Genomic DNA, 15,526 nt, shown 5'->3' on the forward strand with positions numbered 1-15,526 from the left:
CTCTTTCACGAATAAGCCGCCGGACATGCCACAACAGCGGCCCGGAAGCGAATTTATGCCTACTAGGAGTTTACCCTCACCGAGGAGCCGTTCTGACCCTTTTCAACCACAATCTGGGCGGGAATACGGTTCTTCATCTCCTCCACATGCGAAATCAGGCCAATAGTGCGGCCACTATCACGCAGAGATTCGATCGTGCCCATCACCATGTCCAGGGTCTCGGCGTCCAACGTGCCGAAGCCCTCATCGATGAACAGGGTGTCCAGCTCGATACCGCCGTTATTCGCCTGCACAACCTCAGCCAGACCCAACGCCAACGACAGCGACGCCAAGAACGACTCGCCACCGGACAGCGACGACGCCTCACGCGGCTCGCCCGTCCAGGTGTCGGTAATCTCCAGGTTCAGGCCGCCGCCGGAACGGCTACCCTTCGCACGATGATCGCTGAACACCATGCCGTAGCGGCCCTCACTCATGCGATCCAGGTGCAGTGACGCCGAGTGCAGAATCCGCTCGAACTCGGCACCCAGCACATAGCTGACCAGGTCAACCTGATGCTCATAACCGCCCAGCGTGTCACCGCGAGCAGCCGCCGCCAGGTTCGCCAGCATCTGCGCACGGTCATAACGCTGCGCCGTCTTCGCGCGGAACGCCGCATACTCGCCACGCAGCGCCTGCAGGGAACGCAGCACGCTCTCCCGCTCACCCTCACGAAGAGTCAAACGGTGCACCGCCGCACGCAACTGCTCAACCTGCTCACGCACGCCCTGCAGATCATCCGGCGCCTGCTCACCAGCGGCAACACGAGCCGCCACCGCAACAATTGCCTCACGACCAAAGCCCTCTAGGAGGCGGGCATGCTCCAACTCATACGCGGCAATAGCCTGCTCCAAGGCGTCAACACGCTCGGGAGTGCGCACCGCCGCATGAACCAGCTCAGCGCTCTCAAACGCAGACTCGTCCAGCAGACGCTGTGCCTGCGCCGCCGCCTGGGCATGACGCTCACGCGCCTGCCCCAGCAGCAACACCGCACGCGCCAGACGCTGATGTGCCGCACGGTAGCCCTCCACAGCCTCAACACGCTGCGCAAAACCCACCGCCGCACGAGCAGGCGCCAAATCAGCCGCAGTAGCCTCACAGCGCGCCGAAGCGTCACGGTGACGCGTCTGAGCCTCAACCGCCGCGCCCTCGATGGTGCGCAGCGCCTCCTGAGCCTTCTGCTGCTCAACCCGCACCCGCTCAGCCTTCGCCTGCACGCCGTCACGCGCCGTCACGCGCGACTGAGCCTGCGTGAGGCGGGTCTGCGCCTGCTGCAGCTGCGCGGCAGTCTGCTCAACATCACACTCGCCCTGGGCAGCCAGAGTCTCGTACTGGGTGCGGGCGGCGGCAAGCGCCTCGGAGGCTTCCTGGTGCGCCTTGGTCGCCCGGTCCTTAGCGAGTTCGTGGGTGCGCGCCTGCTTGTGCGCCTTGTCTTCACGCTCCTTGGCGGCGTCCAGGTCGGCGCGCTCAACCAGCTGCTCCCCCTCGGCAATCTGCGCCGGGGCGGGGTGCTCGACCGAACCGCAGACCGCGCAGGGTTCGCCGTCCTTGAGCTCACGCGCCAGCAGGGAGGACGCCTGGGCGAGGCGCAGCACCTGCAGGTTCTTGAACTCCTCCGTGGCTGCGAGCGCCTGTTGAGCCGAGGCCTGCCACTTTTCCTGCGCCTTCTGCTCGGCGGTGGCGGTGCGCTTGCTCTGCTTCTCAGCCGCGGCAACCGCTGCGGAGGCGGCATCCAGCTTCTGCTGCATCTGCTGGGCGGCTTCGTGCTTCTGCTGCGCCTCGGTGACCAGGTGCGCGGCGAGGGTGCGTTCCTCGTCGGCGGTGCTGTAGCCGGCAAGTTCTTCGGCAAGCTCCTCCGCGGCGGCGGTGAGGTTGCTCAGGGTCTTTTCGGCACGCGCCTTATCCTGTTCGAGGGCGTGAGCCTGCTTCAACAGGGCGGCCGCCGTTGCTTCCTCTTCGGCGAGCTGCGCGTCCTGCTTCTGCAGGGCACGCAGGGTATCAAGGAGCGCCTCCAGCTGGGTTTCCTGCTCTGCGGGCTCGAGATCCGGGAGCGCCGCGAAGGTCATCTCTTCGGGGAAGGTGACTTCTGCGGCAGTGTCCTCGTTGCGGAGCGCTTCAAGCAGGGGGCGGCCGTTTTCCTCCAGCGCGGAAGCACACGCCGCGTGTTCCTGTTCCCGGGCGGTGAGCACCTGGGATTCAGCCTGGACCTGCGCATACTGTGCGTGCAGGGGCGCGGCGGCACGCGCCTGCGCCAACTCTTCACGCTGCGCCTTATACTCGTCGGCGCGTTCGGTCAAGCGGGTGCGGCGCTCGCACAGCTGCTCGTATTCGCGCCAGTCTGCCTGCAGCTGGGCGCGTTCGGCGAGTAGGCGGGTGTTCCGGTCGGCTTCATCGCTGAGGCGCTGCTGTTCCTGCTTTTCGCGTGCGGAGGTCTCACGAGCGCGTTCTACCCCGCCGGCGACCCACGCGTCGAGGGTTTCGGCGGTGACACTCTCAGCGGTGAGGTTTTCGGAAGCCTCTTCCCCTACCTCTGCAACATACTCAGAACCCGATTCCACCGCATCCAGTAGCGCCTGCAGGGCGAGCATTTCTGCGCGGGCACGTTCAAGGTAGCCGCGCTGGGTGTTTTCGTCCTGGGCGACTTCCTGCTGGGCGGTTTTCGCTTCCTCAGTGAGTGCAGCGAAGAGCTGTTCGTAGTGTTCGACGGGGAACATCTTTTTGAGCAGTTCTTTGCGTTCTTTGGGCTTGGACTTGAGGAATTGCGCGAACTGGCCCTGCGGCAGGAGTACGACTTTGAGGAATTGTTCTTTGGTCAGGTGGGTGCGTTCGGCGATGGTGCGGTTGACTTCGGCGACGCTGCTGGAGATGGGGGTCCAGGCTTTTTCGTCGGCGGGGTCGGCGCCGGGTGCGAGTTCGGCGAGGGTGGCTTTGGCGCTTTCTTCGCGCATCTGGCCTTTGCGGGCGCCGCGGGTGATGGGTTTGTTGTAGGCGGGGGTGCGGTCGATGCGCAGGCGCTTGCCGTGGAGAGTGACGTCGAGTAGTACGCGCGGTTTGGTGCCGCTGTGTGCCGCGTAGGTGGAGTGCAGTTTGGCGGATTCGCGGTCGCTGCTGGTTTCGCCGTAGAGGGCGTAGCAGATGGCGTCAAGGATGGTGGTTTTACCGGCGCCGGTGGGGCCGTTGAGCAGGAATACGCCGGCGTTGTTGAGGGCGTCGAAGTTGATTTCTTGGTGCTTGGGGTATGCCATGAAGGCTTCGAATTCGAGGTTGTGCAGGATCATGCGTTGTCCTTGTGGCTTTTGATGTGGTCACTGAGGGTGGTGATGACGTCGCGTTCTTCGCTGGTGAGGGGGCGGTTGCGTACGTATTGGTGGAATTGGTCGAAGGTTTCGACGGGGTCGGCGTCGCGAGTGAGGGGCGCGGCGGCGGGTTTGTCGGTGGCGGGTTGGGTGCTGCGGTAGCTGAAGTGGGAGATGGTTTCGTAGCGGCTGCGCAGGCGGTCGACGGCGCCGATGGGTAGGGTTTCGTCGGTGAGTTCGATGCGGCAGTAATAGCCCTGCTCGTAGGGGCTGTTTTCTGGGGCGTTGAGTAGCTGGTCCATGGTGCCGCGCAGGGTTTTCATGTGCACGCGGGTTGCCCATTCGTGGCTGCTGATGGTGGGTTCTTCGCCGGGGTTGAGTTCGATGAGGTAGGCGCCGTTGCGGTTGTGTTCTTCGCTGAATGAGAAGCCGAGGGGTGAGCCGCTGTAGCGGATGGTGTGGGTGACGGGGTAGCGCTTGTGGATGTGGCCGAGGGCTACGTAGTCGAAGCCGTCGAAGAGGGAGGCGGGTACCCAGTCGATGCCGCCGACGCTGATGTCGCGTTCGGAGTCGCTGCGGGGTGTGGTGTCTGCGCTGCCGGTGGTGTCGCTGACGGTTGCGTGGCTCATGACGATGATGCGGTCGGCGCCTTCGCTGCGGGCGCGTCGTTCTGCGGCGTCGGCGCGGATGGCGTCGGTGACGGCGCCGAGGACTGCCTGGTGGGTGGGTTCTACACCGAGGGCGGTGGCGTGGAGGCGCGGCGCGAGGTAGGGGATGGCGTAGACGTGTACGCGCTGGGTGCCGTCGGTGAGTTCGACGGGGCGGGCGGCGTCTTCGATGGTGGTGCGCAGGTGCACGCCGGAGGCTTCGAAGAACGCGGAGCCGTAGCTGAGGCGGCGGAAGGAGTCGTGGTTGCCGGAGCTGAGGATGACTTGCACGCCGGCGCGCATGAGGCGGGTGAGTGCCTGGTCGAGCAGGGTGGTGCTTTCGGCGGTGGGGATGGTGCTGTCGTAGACGTCGCCACTGATGAGGAGGGTGTCGATACCTTCGGCGTGCACGTAGTCGAGCAGTTCGTCGATGAACTGCTGGTGTTCGCGGGTGAGGGGGCTGCGGTGGAAGGTGCGGCCGAGGTGCCAGTCGGAGGTGTGCAGAATCTTCATGGTTTCAGTATGGCACTGCGTCTTGTTCTGTGCCTCACAGTTCGTCATTCAGGGGCGGAACCCTCTGCGGCGTAGGTACTCATGCGGAGCGGGGGCTCCGTCCTCGAAGCGCCCCCAGGCGCTGAAGAGGGGCACTCCCCCGCGAGTATGAGCACGAAGCCGCTTATGCTCTAGCCACCCGTGGGATAATCGCCCTATGAGTTTTTCTTCTGTTGAGTTCACGCGTGCACCTGAGGTTTCGGCTGAGTTTGCGGGCAGGGTGCGCGGCCTGTTGTGCGCGTCTGCGCTGGGTGATGCGCTGGGTTATCCGTTGGAGTTGTTGTCGGCGGTGCAGATTGCGGAGCGCGACCCTAAGCCCTGGGAGGCCGCGTACGGCGAGCTGCTAATCAGCGATGATACGCAGCTGACGTGTTTCGCTCTGGACGGCCTGACGGAGGTTTTGGAGTGGAATAATGAGGGCGCGGCGGCGGATGAGTTGGCGTGTCTGTGGTTGGCGTATTTGCGGTGGTTCCGCGGTATTGGTGAGGCTCTGCCCGAGACCGCCCCGTTTTCGTTGGATCGTGAGATTGATGGTTCGGCGGAGTTGACGGCGCGTCGTGGCCCGGGTGCGGCGACGTTGCGGGCGTTGGGTTCCGGTGAGATGCAGTTGGTGTCGAAGTCGGTGAATCCCGAGGCGTTGGGTAGCGGAGCGTTGGTGCGTTCGGCGGCGTTGGGTGTTTTGCCGGTGGCTCAGGAGCGCACGGTGGTTTTGTTGGCGGTGCGTTCGGCAGCGTTGACGCATGGGCATCCGGAGGCGTTGGCTTCGGCGGCGGCGTATGCGTTGTTGATTCGTGATTTGTTGGCCTCTCCGTCCGGTTCCTTTGATGCGTTGTTGGGTGCGGCGCGTCGTGTGCTTGACTGGTGCGGCACGGTGGGCGCGGATGATTCGATTCCGGGTGATGCTGCGCGTACAGCGGCGGCGCTGAGCCGCGCCCTCGAGCTGCTGGTGCAGGGCGTGGTGCCGGTTCCGGAGGCTGTGGCGGAGCATTTTGGTACGGGTTGGACGGCGCCGGAGCTGTTGGGTGTGGCTCTCTGGTGTGCGGCGGATGCTGTGAAGAGTCTGCCTGCTGATGCTGACGATGCGGCGGTGCGCGAGACCCTGTTTGGGGGTTTGTGCCGTGCGGTGTCGGTGGATTCGGATTCGGATTCGGTGGGTGCGATGACGGCGGCGTTGTGGGCGGCGGCTGGCTTCCCGGTGGGCGCGGAGCAGGAATCTGATGCTTGGTCGCTGGCGCTGGCTCGTGTGCGCGGTTTGGATCAGGTGGAGGCGGTGGCGGACCGCTATCTGCGCCAGCTGGGCCTGTAGCGGCGCTGAACCTTAACGGCGCTGAACTTTAACGGCATAGCGGACATGCGTAGCGGGGGCTCCGTCCTCGAAGCGCCCCCAGGCGCTGAAGAGGGGGCACTCCCCCGCGAGCATCGTCCGCGAGCCTGTCATGCGGAACGGTGCCGCAAGCCGTCGCTCCAACCGCATATAAGTAGCAGAAAAGGCTCTCCGGTATTTCGGAGAGCCTTTTCTGTATGTGCTAGAACTAGCGAAACTGAACCTAGACGGCATAGCAGCGATGCGTAATGGCGGAGGCCCCATCCTCAAGGCGGCTGGCCCATTTACTTATTGGGCGCCGCAGAGGGGGCACTCCCCCGCGAGCATCGTCTGCGTGCCGGCCAGCAGAACAGCTGCACGAGCATCCGCCCGCATCTTAGAACCGCTAGTCAGGAACTTTTAGTCCAGGTAGTCGCGCAGTACCTGCGAACGTGAGGGGTGACGGAGCTTAGACATGGTCTTCGACTCGATCTGGCGGATTCGTTCGCGGGTCACGCCGTAGACCTTGCCGATTTCGTCGAGGGTCTTGGGCTGGCCGTCGGTCATGCCGAAGCGCATTGCGACGACGCCTGCCTCACGCTCGGAGAGGGTGTCGAGCACGGAGTGGAGCTGTTCCTGCAGAAGGGTGAAGGACACTGCGTCTGCGGGGACGACTGCCTCGGAGTCCTCGATGAGGTCGCCGAATTCGGAGTCGCCGTCTTCACCGAGGGGGGTGTGCAGGGAGATGGGTTCGCGGCCGTATTTCTGGACTTCGATGACCTTTTCGGGGGTCATGTCGAGTTCCTTGCCGAGTTCTTCGGGGGTGGGTTCGCGGCCGAGGTCCTGGAGCATCTGGCGCTGCACGCGGGCGAGCTTGTTGATGACTTCTACCATGTGCACGGGGATGCGGATGGTGCGGGCCTGGTCTGCCATTGCGCGGGTGATGGCCTGGCGGATCCACCAGGTTGCGTAGGTGGAGAACTTGAAGCCCTTGGAGTAGTCGAACTTTTCGACGGCGCGGATGAGGCCGAGGTTGCCTTCCTGGATGAGGTCGAGGAAGAGCATGCCGCGGCCGGTGTAGCGCTTGGCAAGGGAGACGACGAGTCGCAGGTTGGCTTCGAGCAGGTGGTTTTTGGCTCGCTTGCCGTCGTGGACGACCCAACGCAGGGCTTTCTTGAGGTCTTTGTCCATGTCGGGGTTTTCAGCGAGCTTGTGTTCGGCGTAGAGGCCTGCTTCGATGCGCTTGGCGAGGTCGACTTCCTGCTGTGCGTTGAGCAGGGAGACTTTGCCGATTTGCTTGAGGTAGTCCTTGACGGGGTCGGCGGTTGCGCCGGGGGTGACGACGCGCTGTGCGGGTGCGTCGTCGTCGTCGTTTGCGGTGAGGACGAAGCCGGAGCCCTTGGCTGCTACTGCTTCTGCGGCCTTCTTTTCTTCTATTTTGGCTGCGGTTTCTTCGTCTTCTTCGTCGGTTTCGTCTTCGCCGTCGGTGGTTTCGAGTTCTTCGTCGAATCCGAGGTCGAATTCGTCGTCGCTCTTTTTGCGGCGGCCACCGGTCTTGCGTTTGGTTGCGGTTTTGGTGGTGGTGGTTTTGCGGGTGCGCTTGGGCTTGTCTGCCTCGGTTTCGGCAGTAGTTTCGGCAGTGGTTTCAGCACCGGTTTCGGCGGTTGCGCCGGTGGTGTCTTCGGTTGCCGCTGCGGCTTTGGTGGTTGCCTTCTTGGTGCGGGTGGTCTTGGTGGTTGTTTTTGCGACGGTTTCTTCGGTTGCGTCGCCGGTCGCGGTCTTCTTGCTGGTTGCAGGTGCCACTAGAACCCTTTCTGGCTTGTGGTGGGGTGTTTTGTTTGCAAAACACCTAAGACCCTGTCAAGTCTGTGCTGGCGTCCTCGGTCGGGGTGTTTGCTGCGTTTGTCCGGTTTAACGCTGTGGTGGCGGGTTTTATTCCGCGTGCGTTGGGCGGTTTGCAGGGGTCCGTTGCTCGTTGTGTGGAGCGGTTTGAGGGCGCGTTGTAGCGCATTGACTGTACGGGGTCAATATATAAGTATTGCAGATTTTTGGTTGTTTTCAATTTGACGCGCTGTTTGGGTGGCTTGTGGGCCTGGTTTTGGCTGGGTGCGGCTGTGTGCGGTTGCGGGTGGGAGGAGCCGGTGGGAGGGGCGTGCCCGGTGGCGCACCCCTCCCCTGTTTGTGCTTCGCTTTTAGGTGCCGGGTTCACGTACCGAGCTTTAGACCTTTCGTGGTTTGAGGGTGCTGATGGGTTGGCGGTTTGCGCCGGGTTCGCCGCAGATGGTGTGTTTGATCCAGGCGGGTAGGCCTCCGGCGTTGAGGTGTACGTCGAGGATGTTGAGGTCCTTTCCGGATGTGTGGCGGTGGGCTTCTTGGCGGAGCATGCGGGCGTAGGTGCTGTAGCCCTTGTACCAGTTGGTCCAGGCTTGGGTGTTGCGTAGTGCGGCGTATTCTCCGTCGGTGCTGTGGGGTGTGAGCAGGCTGGTGAGTAGTTCGAGTGCGTTGAGACGTGCCCAGTGGGGGCTGTCTAGTTTTCCTTTGAGGGCGTTGAGGTAGTGGGTGTAGACGGCGTGGTGTTTGGTGATATATTCGCTGCTGGTGCAGCTTTCGTCGATTCGTTGTTTGAGGTTTTCGAGTTCGTTGTGGGCGTTGTGGTCGTCGGGGTGTTGTGTGATGCGCGGGATGATGTCGCGGCAGATGGCGTTGAGTTCGGCTGCACTGGCGTGGTCGGCGGGGGTGAGGTTTTCGAGTGCCCAGCCGTTGAGGTTGGCATGTTGGTTGTTGCGGCTCTGCTGAATGGTGCGGCTCTGTTGGATAGTGCGATGGGTGCGGCGGATCCAGTCTTGCCATTGCGCGCATTTTTTGGGCACGGCGCGTACGTGCGCCTGTTCGGTGCCTGCTGTGGCGCTGAGTGCGTGGGTGAAGCTGGCAGGGATGTAGGTTTTGCGGGTGATGCGGGTGCCGTAGTGGGGTGGTTCGAGCGGCGCGCGGTCGGGGCTGGTGCTGGGGTATTCGCCGCCGAAGGCGTGATAGGTGTATTGGGCGGAGTAGTGCAGGTAGGCAAGCGCTTTTTGAGCGTGGTTGAGCCCGTAGCCGGCGAGGTAGGTGAGCATTTCGGCGGTGATGGGGTTGAGGGTTGCCGGTGCGGTGGAGGCGCGTAGGTGCCCGGCGACTTCGGCGGGGATGAGGTTGCGCAGCGCATCGCCAATAGTGGGCGCGTCACCGATGGTGGGGTTGCCGGCGTTATCGACCGGGTGGGTGGTGAGCAGGTGTGCGGCGGCGTTAATGGCGGCGTCCCAGTAGCAGAGGTCGATTTGGGCTTGGCGGTAGATGGTGCGGACGCCCTGACGGGCTTCGTCGTGGCGGGTGGTGTGGGTGTGGTCCCAGAGTTCTACGGCGTTTTCCCAGTCGTGGCGGGTTTCGGGGTTGGTTGTGGGGTCGGTGTCCCAGGGGCTGTGGGCGTAGTTGTGTTGGGCGGTGTCGGCGATGGTGTCGCCGTGGCGGGTAAGCCAGGTGTAGTAGCTGCTGTGGCGGATTTCTTCGATGGGTGCGAGGAGGGTGAGTGCCTGCTGTTCGGGGTTGAGCGCCCAGATGCTGGCGCCGCCTGCGTAGATGACGTCTTCACAGCGTAGTTCGCTGACGATGCGCGGGTCGTGGAGCAGGTGGAGCCATGCGTTGATGGGGATTTGGGTGTCGACGTCCTGTTGGATTTCTTCGATGGCGGCGAGCTGTGCGGTGTTGGGGTGCAGTTGGCGTTGGCGTACGGTGTTGTCGCCGTCGATGATGATGGCGTAGAAGCGGGTGAGGGTTTCGCCGTTGTGGTGGGTGGGGAGTTTGGTGAAGGTTTCGTGAAGGAAGTCGGCGCGTTCGGGCAGGGTGCAGGGTTCGTCGGGTAGGTTGACGCGCAGGCTGGGGCCGAGGGTGTTGTCGGTTGCGGTGAGGATGATGAGTGAGTGGTCGGGCCAGTAGCCGTGCTGGTGGAGGGCGCAGCTGAGCACGTCGTATTCGTTGCGAATGGACGGAGGCGTGTCGTAGCCGCTGTTGGGGATATTGCCGTTGGAGATGTTGTTTGCGTTCATGCCTTCACGGTGGCATGGTTTGCGCAGGTTCGGAGTTAAACAAATAAATCTGTGGATACTTCGGTTCATAGGTCCGAAGGTTCCACAGATTTATTCGTATTGTTCGTTTGTGCGCTGGGGTTTGTCCACAGCGGCGCGGGGTGCCGCGTCATAATTTGTCACGCAATACCTGTCACACAATTTCTGACGGGCGGTATCCACGAGCCAGATTCGCGGCGGGTGCCCCTCCGCTCCCCTATGACTCGCACTCCCCCGCAGTATCCCCTATTGCGCGCACCTATTGTTCGTCGAGGAACCGCTCGAAGAGCGCACCAATCTCGTCGCGGCTGGGCACGTTGTGCGCGTCGCGTCGCGAGAGGGGAACCGCAATGTCGGAGGTGCGGAAGTTCTCGTCGTAGTTCTCTTCCATGGTCGTGATCATACGACCAATTTCGGGGTTCTGCTTGACCTGATCGTTAATCTGACTGTGCACGTGGCGTGCGGCTTCGCGCAGGTTCTCGGTGGGTAGGGAGAGGTGCGCCGCCATGCCCACGTGTTCGAGGGCGGTGAGGGTGCCCTGCGGCAGGTCCGCCTCCGAAATATACTGGGGAATGTTCACGCCGAAGCCTACGGTGTCGATTCCGTTTTCGGTGAAGAGCACTTCCAGCAGGTTGGTGACGGTTGCGTGCACGTCCGCGCTGGGCTTCCACGGGGAGATGCCGCGAATCAGGTCCTTGCGGGAGCCGTGAGCGGTAATCGGGAAGGGGCGGGTGTGCGGCACCGGCATGGGGAATGCGGAGACCAGCACAACCAGGGAGGGCTTGACCCGCTGGGCGATGGTCAGCACCGCCTTTTCGAAGCGCTGCCACTGCAGGTCCGGTTCGGCACCGGTAAGTAGCAGGAACGGCTTGTCGAGGCTGTCTTCTACGGCGTAGAGCTTCAGCTGCGGGTATTGCGGCTTTTCGAAGTGGTCTTGTTCGTAGCGGATGTAGGGGCGGCGGGCACGGTAGTCGTGCAGCTGGTCGCTGTCGAACTCGACGATTTCGATGTTTTTAAGTTCGCTGAGCAGTACCTGCCCGAGCTGGCCTGCGGTGGAGCCTGCGTCTTGCGGGCTGGAGAGGGCGATGACGAGGGTTAGCCCGTGCATCCTGGGGTCGTCCAATATTTTGGTGTTGGCTAAGTAGAGATCTTCGGGGTTGAGCATTACGCCTCCTCACTTCTGTCTGGTTCGCGCCGCGTTCGGGTGGGCTTAGTGTTTTCTGCAGGTACCCGAGGTGTTGGGGCGAAGGGGCGTCTTCTGTTATCTGACGCTTTCCGTAGTCTTTCATTTTATGCCACTACTGCCCTGTCTCGACAGTGTGTGGGCTTTTCTCGCAGTAGGTGAACTTGTTTGGTGTCTCGTCGACGTTCTTAAGACGCTGCAGCTCGGTTTCTTGTGCCTTTTCTGTTCTGCCAGCTATTCGGGGTGAGAGCTGAACCTCACACCCTCTTACATATCCGTGTAGAGTAGAAGCAGTAGTCCGCGCGGCTTTGCGCGGCGGTATTCATCCTCACTCTTCGAGGGCCTACAGTTGAGTTTTTCGGGCGCGAGGATGTGCCTCGACTATTTTGAGAAGACATACGCAAAGGAGTAACGATGTCTCTGTCTATTCACAGCACCGACCTTGAAGCGCTCGAAGCTGACGTTCTGGTTCTGGGCGTTTTGAAGGGTTCGGACGGTGCGTACCTGGCGCCGAGCTCCCTGTCTGAGGACTCTGTTGAGGGTATTAACGAGCTGCTGGAGGCGCTGGGCGCCTCGGGTGCCCCCGATCAGCTGCTGCGTCTGCCCGGCCTTGAGGACACCGGTGCCGGCATTGTGGCGCTGGCGGGTCTGGGCTCTGATACTGCTGAGGGTCAGGAGCGTCTGGACGCTCTGCGTTACGCTGCCGGTTCTGCGGCTCGTCAGCTGGTTGGTTCTGCTGAGGAGATTGCTTTTGATTTCGGCGTTTCTTCGGTTGAGGAAATTGAGGCTATTGCTCACGGCGCCGTGCTGGGTAACTTCGTCGAGGAGGGCCTGCGCGGCAAGACTCAGGACTCGATTAAGGAAGAGATCGATTCCATTCTGATTGTTTCCTCGATTGACCAGGAAGAGGCTGAGGAGGCTCTGGTGCACGCCCTGGTTCTGGGTGAGACCGCTAAGGATGCTCGCCGCCTGGTGAACCTGCCTCCGTCGCACCTGTACCCGGAGACTTTCGCTGAGTTCGCTGCTGAGGTCGCTGAGGATTACGCAAATATTGAGATTGAGCTGTTCCACCACGATCGCCTGGCTGAGGAGGGCTTCGGCGGCATTTCCGGTGTTGGTCAGGGTTCGCCTCGCAAGCCGGTTCTTGCCGTTGTGAAGTACACCCCGGAGAACCCGAAGGCTCACGTTGCTCTGGTCGGTAAGGGCATTACTTTCGATACCGGTGGTAACTCGCTGAAGCCTGCCGCTTCGATGATGACCATGAAGTGCGATATGGCGGGTGCCGCATCCGTTCTGAACGCTGTGCTTGCTTCTGCTGAACTGGACGTTCCGGTTGCTGTGACCGGTTACCTGTGCCTGGCTGAGAACATGCCCGGCGGTCACGCTCTGCGCCCGGAGGACGTCATCACCATGCGTGATGGTCGTACCGTTGAGGTTCTGAACACTGACGCTGAGGGCCGCCTGGTCATGGCTGATGGTATTGCTCTGGCTTCTGAATCGAACCCGGACGTCATCCTGGATATCGCTACTCTGACCGGTGCGGCTATGGCCGCTCTGGGTCTGCGCACCGCAGCTCTGCTCGGTGACGAGGAGATTCGTGACCGCGTGATTGCAGCCGGTGCTACTGCGGGTGAGGCGTACTGGCCGATGCCGCTGGAGTCCTACCTGCGTAAGAGCCTGGAGTCCCCCGTTGCTGATATTAAGAACATTGGTTCCCGCTACGGTGGCGCGCTGACTGCGGGTCTGTTCCTGAAGGAGTTCGTGGGAGAGGGCATCCCCTGGGCTCACCTGGATATTGCGGGCCCCGCGTTCAACGAGGAGGCACCCTACGGCTTCACCCCGAAGGAAGGTACCGGCTTCGGTACCGCTACCCTGGTGAACTTCATCCAGTCGTACGCTAAGTAGTTTGCTTCGCTGGGCGCGCGCCCTAACTGGCGCATCCTAGCTGATGCGAGCCGCACAGCATAGAGCTGATCTGAGGAGGGCTTTTCGGTATTTCTACCGGGGAGCCCTCCTTTTGTCTGTTCTTGACCGATTCTGTGCGCTCGTTGAGGCTGCGCTGTGGTGGCCCTGTGGCAGCGCTGTCATCTGGCTGTTCTATGACGCGCCTCTTTTCTTGCGTGGTGAAAAATTTGCGGTGTTTGGGCGATTAATCGGCTAAAACCGCCCTGAGTGAACTTAAACGACCCTCAACGGGGGTATTGTTGTATTAAGTGTTTTTCTGCGTACGCGGAGGGGCGCGCGATTTTTGTGAGTCGCGGGCCTTTCGCACATGCTGGGAAACCTACCAATAAATTGGTAAAGAACTCATTGCAGGGGTCTTTAGCCCCCACAACTATGCAAGGGAGCAATATCGTGGCTCAAGAATTCGACATCCTCATCCTCGGCGGCGGTTCCGCTGGCTACTCCGCAGCTATTCGCGCACGCCAGCTAGGCTTCACCGTCGGCCTGATCGAGAAGGAAAAGGTCGGCGGCACCTGCCTGCACACCGGCTGTATCCCCACCAAGGCGTACCTGCACGCTGCTGAGCTGGCTGAAGAGGCACGCGAGGCGTCCAAGGTTGGCGTTAACGCTGTGCTGCAGTCCATCGAGATGGGCAAGGTTCGCGATTACAAGGACAACATCGTCTCCGGTAAGTTCAAGGGTCTTGCAGGCCTGCTGAAGATGAAGGGCGTAGAGGTTATCCCCGGCGAGGGTAAGCTGACCGCTCAGGACACCATCACCGTCGGTGGTGTTGAGTACAAGGGTAAGAACATTATCCTGGCATCCGGCTCGGTCTCCAAGACCTTCGGTCTGCCCATCGAGGGTCGCGTTCTGACCTCCACTGAGGCACTGGAGATGGACTACCTGCCCAAGAGCGCTATCGTGCTCGGTGGCGGCGTGATTGGTTGCGAGTTCGCATCCATGTGGAACGCTATGGGCGTTGACGTCACCATCATCGAGGGCCTGCCGAACCTGGTCCCCAACGAGGACCCGGCTATCATCAAGGTCCTGGAGCGTGCGTTCAAGAAGCGCGGCATCAAGTTCAACACCGGCACCCTCTTCGAGAAGGTTGAGCAGGACGCTAACGGTGCTAAGGTCACCCTGGCTGACGGCAAGGTCTTCGAGGCAGAGATCGTTCTGGTCGCTGTTGGTCGTGGCCCCAACACTGCAAACATGGGCTACGAGGAGCAGGGCATCCCCATGGACCGCGGCTTCGTCCTGGCTAACGAGCGTCTGCACACCGGCGTTGGCAACATCTACGCTGTTGGCGACATCGTCCCCGGCGTTCAGCTGGCTCACCGCGGTTACCAGCAGGGTATCTTCGTTGCTGAGGAAATCGCTGGCCTGAACCCCACCGTTGTTGAGGACATCAACATCCCCAAGGTCACCTTCTGTGACCCGGAGATCGCTTCCGTTGGTTACTCCGAGCCCAAGGCTAAGGAGAAGTTCGGCGCTGAGAACGTTGAGACCGCTGAGTACAACCTGGCTGGTAACGGCAAGTCCGCTATCCTCGGTGCTACCGGTATCGTGAAGGTTGTCCGCCAGAAGGACGGCCCCATCGTTGGTGTTCACGCTATTGGTAAGCGCATGGGTGAGCAGATTGGTGAGGCTCAGATGTGGGTTGCTTGGGAAGCATTCCCCGAGGACGTCGCTAAGTTCATCCACGCACACCCGACTCAGAACGAGTCCCTGGGTGAGGCTGCAATGGTCCTGAACGGCACCCCGCTGCACAGCGCATAAATTTTGCTGACTGGCGTTAGCGCGTCAGCTTAGTATTGACGACCGTTGGTCGTTAGCGGTTGCCGGGCGTATCCGCTGAACAACGCCCCTATCCGGATGCGCGTCGACGTGCTTCGATGCATGCGGCGCGCATCCGGGTCACCGCTCACATTTTTCTAGTTCAAGCATTCACAAGGAGAACGGGAAAGATTATGTCCCACACCGTAGTACTGCCCGCACTGGGCGAGTCCGTGACCGAGGGTACCGTTACCCGCTGGCTCGTTGAGGTCGGCGACACCATTGAGGTTGACGCACCCCTGGTTGAGGTTTCCACCGACAAGGTTGACACCGAGGTTCCCTCCCCCGTAGCAGGCGTTGTTGAGCAGATTCTCGTCCCCGAGGACGAGGACGTCGAGGTCGGCGCTGCTCTGGCTATCATTGGCGACGGTTCCGGCGCTGCTGCTCCGGCTGCTCCCGCAGCTGCTGAGGCTCCCGCAGCTCCCGCTCCGGTTGCTGAGGCTCCTGCTGCTCCCGCAGCACCCGCCGCTGCTCCGGCTGCTCCCGCAGCTGCTGCTGCAGGCATCGAGGTCGTACTGCCCGCACTGGGCGAGTCCGTCACCGAGGGCACCGTTACCCGCTGGCTGAAGGAAGTTGGCGAGCAGGTTGAGGTTGACGAGCCCCTGGTTGAGGTTTCCACCGACAAGGTT

9 protein-coding genes are annotated in these 15,526 nt (G+C 61.8%); 4 read left to right on the plus strand and 5 right to left on the minus strand.

What is annotated here, in order from left to right; genetic code table 11:
• Positions 1–62 precede the first annotated feature (62 nt).
• A complete protein-coding gene (locus HMPREF2682_RS03115; protein WP_070831326.1) occupies positions 63–3,317 on the minus strand; it encodes an AAA family ATPase in 3,255 nt (1,084 codons plus the stop codon).
• Positions 3,314–4,495 carry an exonuclease SbcCD subunit D gene (locus tag HMPREF2682_RS03120; RefSeq protein ID WP_070832594.1) on the minus strand — a complete coding sequence of 394 codons (1,182 nt, stop codon included), beginning with the start codon at positions 4,493–4,495 and terminating at the stop codon, positions 3,314–3,316. Before HMPREF2682_RS03120 ends, HMPREF2682_RS03115 begins: the two co-directional genes overlap by 4 nt.
• A 196-nt stretch (positions 4,496–4,691) precedes the next feature.
• On the opposite strand from HMPREF2682_RS03120, the gene HMPREF2682_RS03125 reads away from it, so the two are divergent.
• Positions 4,692–5,840 (plus strand): ADP-ribosylglycohydrolase family protein, encoded by a 1,149-nt coding sequence (locus HMPREF2682_RS03125; protein ID WP_070831329.1) that lies wholly within the window; start codon positions 4,692–4,694, stop codon positions 5,838–5,840.
• A gap of 417 nt (positions 5,841–6,257) precedes the next feature.
• On the opposite strand, the gene HMPREF2682_RS03130 is transcribed toward HMPREF2682_RS03125, so the two are convergent.
• The 3 genes from HMPREF2682_RS03130 to HMPREF2682_RS03140 all read right to left on the minus strand — a co-directional run bounded on the left by HMPREF2682_RS03130 (position 6,258) and on the right by HMPREF2682_RS03140 (position 11,099).
• On the minus strand, positions 6,258–7,640 hold the full coding sequence (locus HMPREF2682_RS03130; protein WP_070831332.1) for an RNA polymerase sigma factor: 1,383 nt from the start codon (positions 7,638–7,640) through the stop codon (positions 6,258–6,260).
• A gap of 416 nt (positions 7,641–8,056) precedes the next feature.
• Entirely contained in the window at positions 8,057–9,916 is a 1,860-nt protein-coding gene (locus HMPREF2682_RS03135; protein WP_070831335.1) for a metal-dependent hydrolase, read from the minus strand.
• A gap of 277 nt (positions 9,917–10,193) precedes the next feature.
• Positions 10,194–11,099, minus strand: a complete 906-nt coding sequence (locus tag HMPREF2682_RS03140; protein ID WP_070677984.1) for a PAC2 family protein — start codon at positions 11,097–11,099, stop codon at positions 10,194–10,196.
• A 432-nt stretch (positions 11,100–11,531) separates the two neighbouring features.
• On the opposite strand from HMPREF2682_RS03140, the gene HMPREF2682_RS03145 reads away from it, so the two are divergent.
• From HMPREF2682_RS03145 to HMPREF2682_RS03155, 3 genes are all read left to right on the plus strand, one after another.
• Positions 11,532–13,022 (plus strand): leucyl aminopeptidase, encoded by a 1,491-nt coding sequence (locus HMPREF2682_RS03145; protein WP_070831338.1) that lies wholly within the window; start codon positions 11,532–11,534, stop codon positions 13,020–13,022.
• Positions 13,023–13,454: 432 nt separating this feature from the next.
• Entirely contained in the window at positions 13,455–14,840 is a 1,386-nt protein-coding gene (gene lpdA / locus HMPREF2682_RS03150) for a dihydrolipoyl dehydrogenase (RefSeq protein ID WP_070831340.1), read from the plus strand.
• 191 nt (positions 14,841–15,031) lie between these two features.
• Positions 15,032–15,526: biotin/lipoyl-containing protein (locus HMPREF2682_RS03155; protein ID WP_305793679.1), on the plus strand; the 495-nt coding region annotated here is incomplete at its 3' end.

This window comes from Rothia sp. HMSC061D12, from assembly GCF_001836735.1.
Taxonomy (GTDB): Bacteria; Actinomycetota; Actinomycetes; order Actinomycetales; family Micrococcaceae; genus Rothia.

Coding starts and splice junctions, on each gene's coding strand:
- HMPREF2682_RS03115 (WP_070831326.1), bottom strand. CDS start 3,317: ATGATCCTGCACAACCTCGAATTCGAAGCCTTCATGGCATACCCCAAG.
- HMPREF2682_RS03120 (WP_070832594.1), bottom strand. CDS start 4,495: ATGAAGATTCTGCACACCTCCGACTGGCACCTCGGCCGCACCTTCCAC.
- HMPREF2682_RS03125 (WP_070831329.1), top strand. CDS start 4,692: ATGAGTTTTTCTTCTGTTGAGTTCACGCGTGCACCTGAGGTTTCGGCT.
- HMPREF2682_RS03135 (WP_070831335.1), bottom strand. CDS start 9,916: ATGAACGCAAACAACATCTCCAACGGCAATATCCCCAACAGCGGCTAC.
- HMPREF2682_RS03140 (WP_070677984.1), bottom strand. CDS start 11,099: ATGCTCAACCCCGAAGATCTCTACTTAGCCAACACCAAAATATTGGAC.
- HMPREF2682_RS03145 (WP_070831338.1), top strand. CDS start 11,532: ATGTCTCTGTCTATTCACAGCACCGACCTTGAAGCGCTCGAAGCTGAC.
- lpdA (WP_070831340.1), top strand. CDS start 13,455: ATGCAAGGGAGCAATATCGTGGCTCAAGAATTCGACATCCTCATCCTC.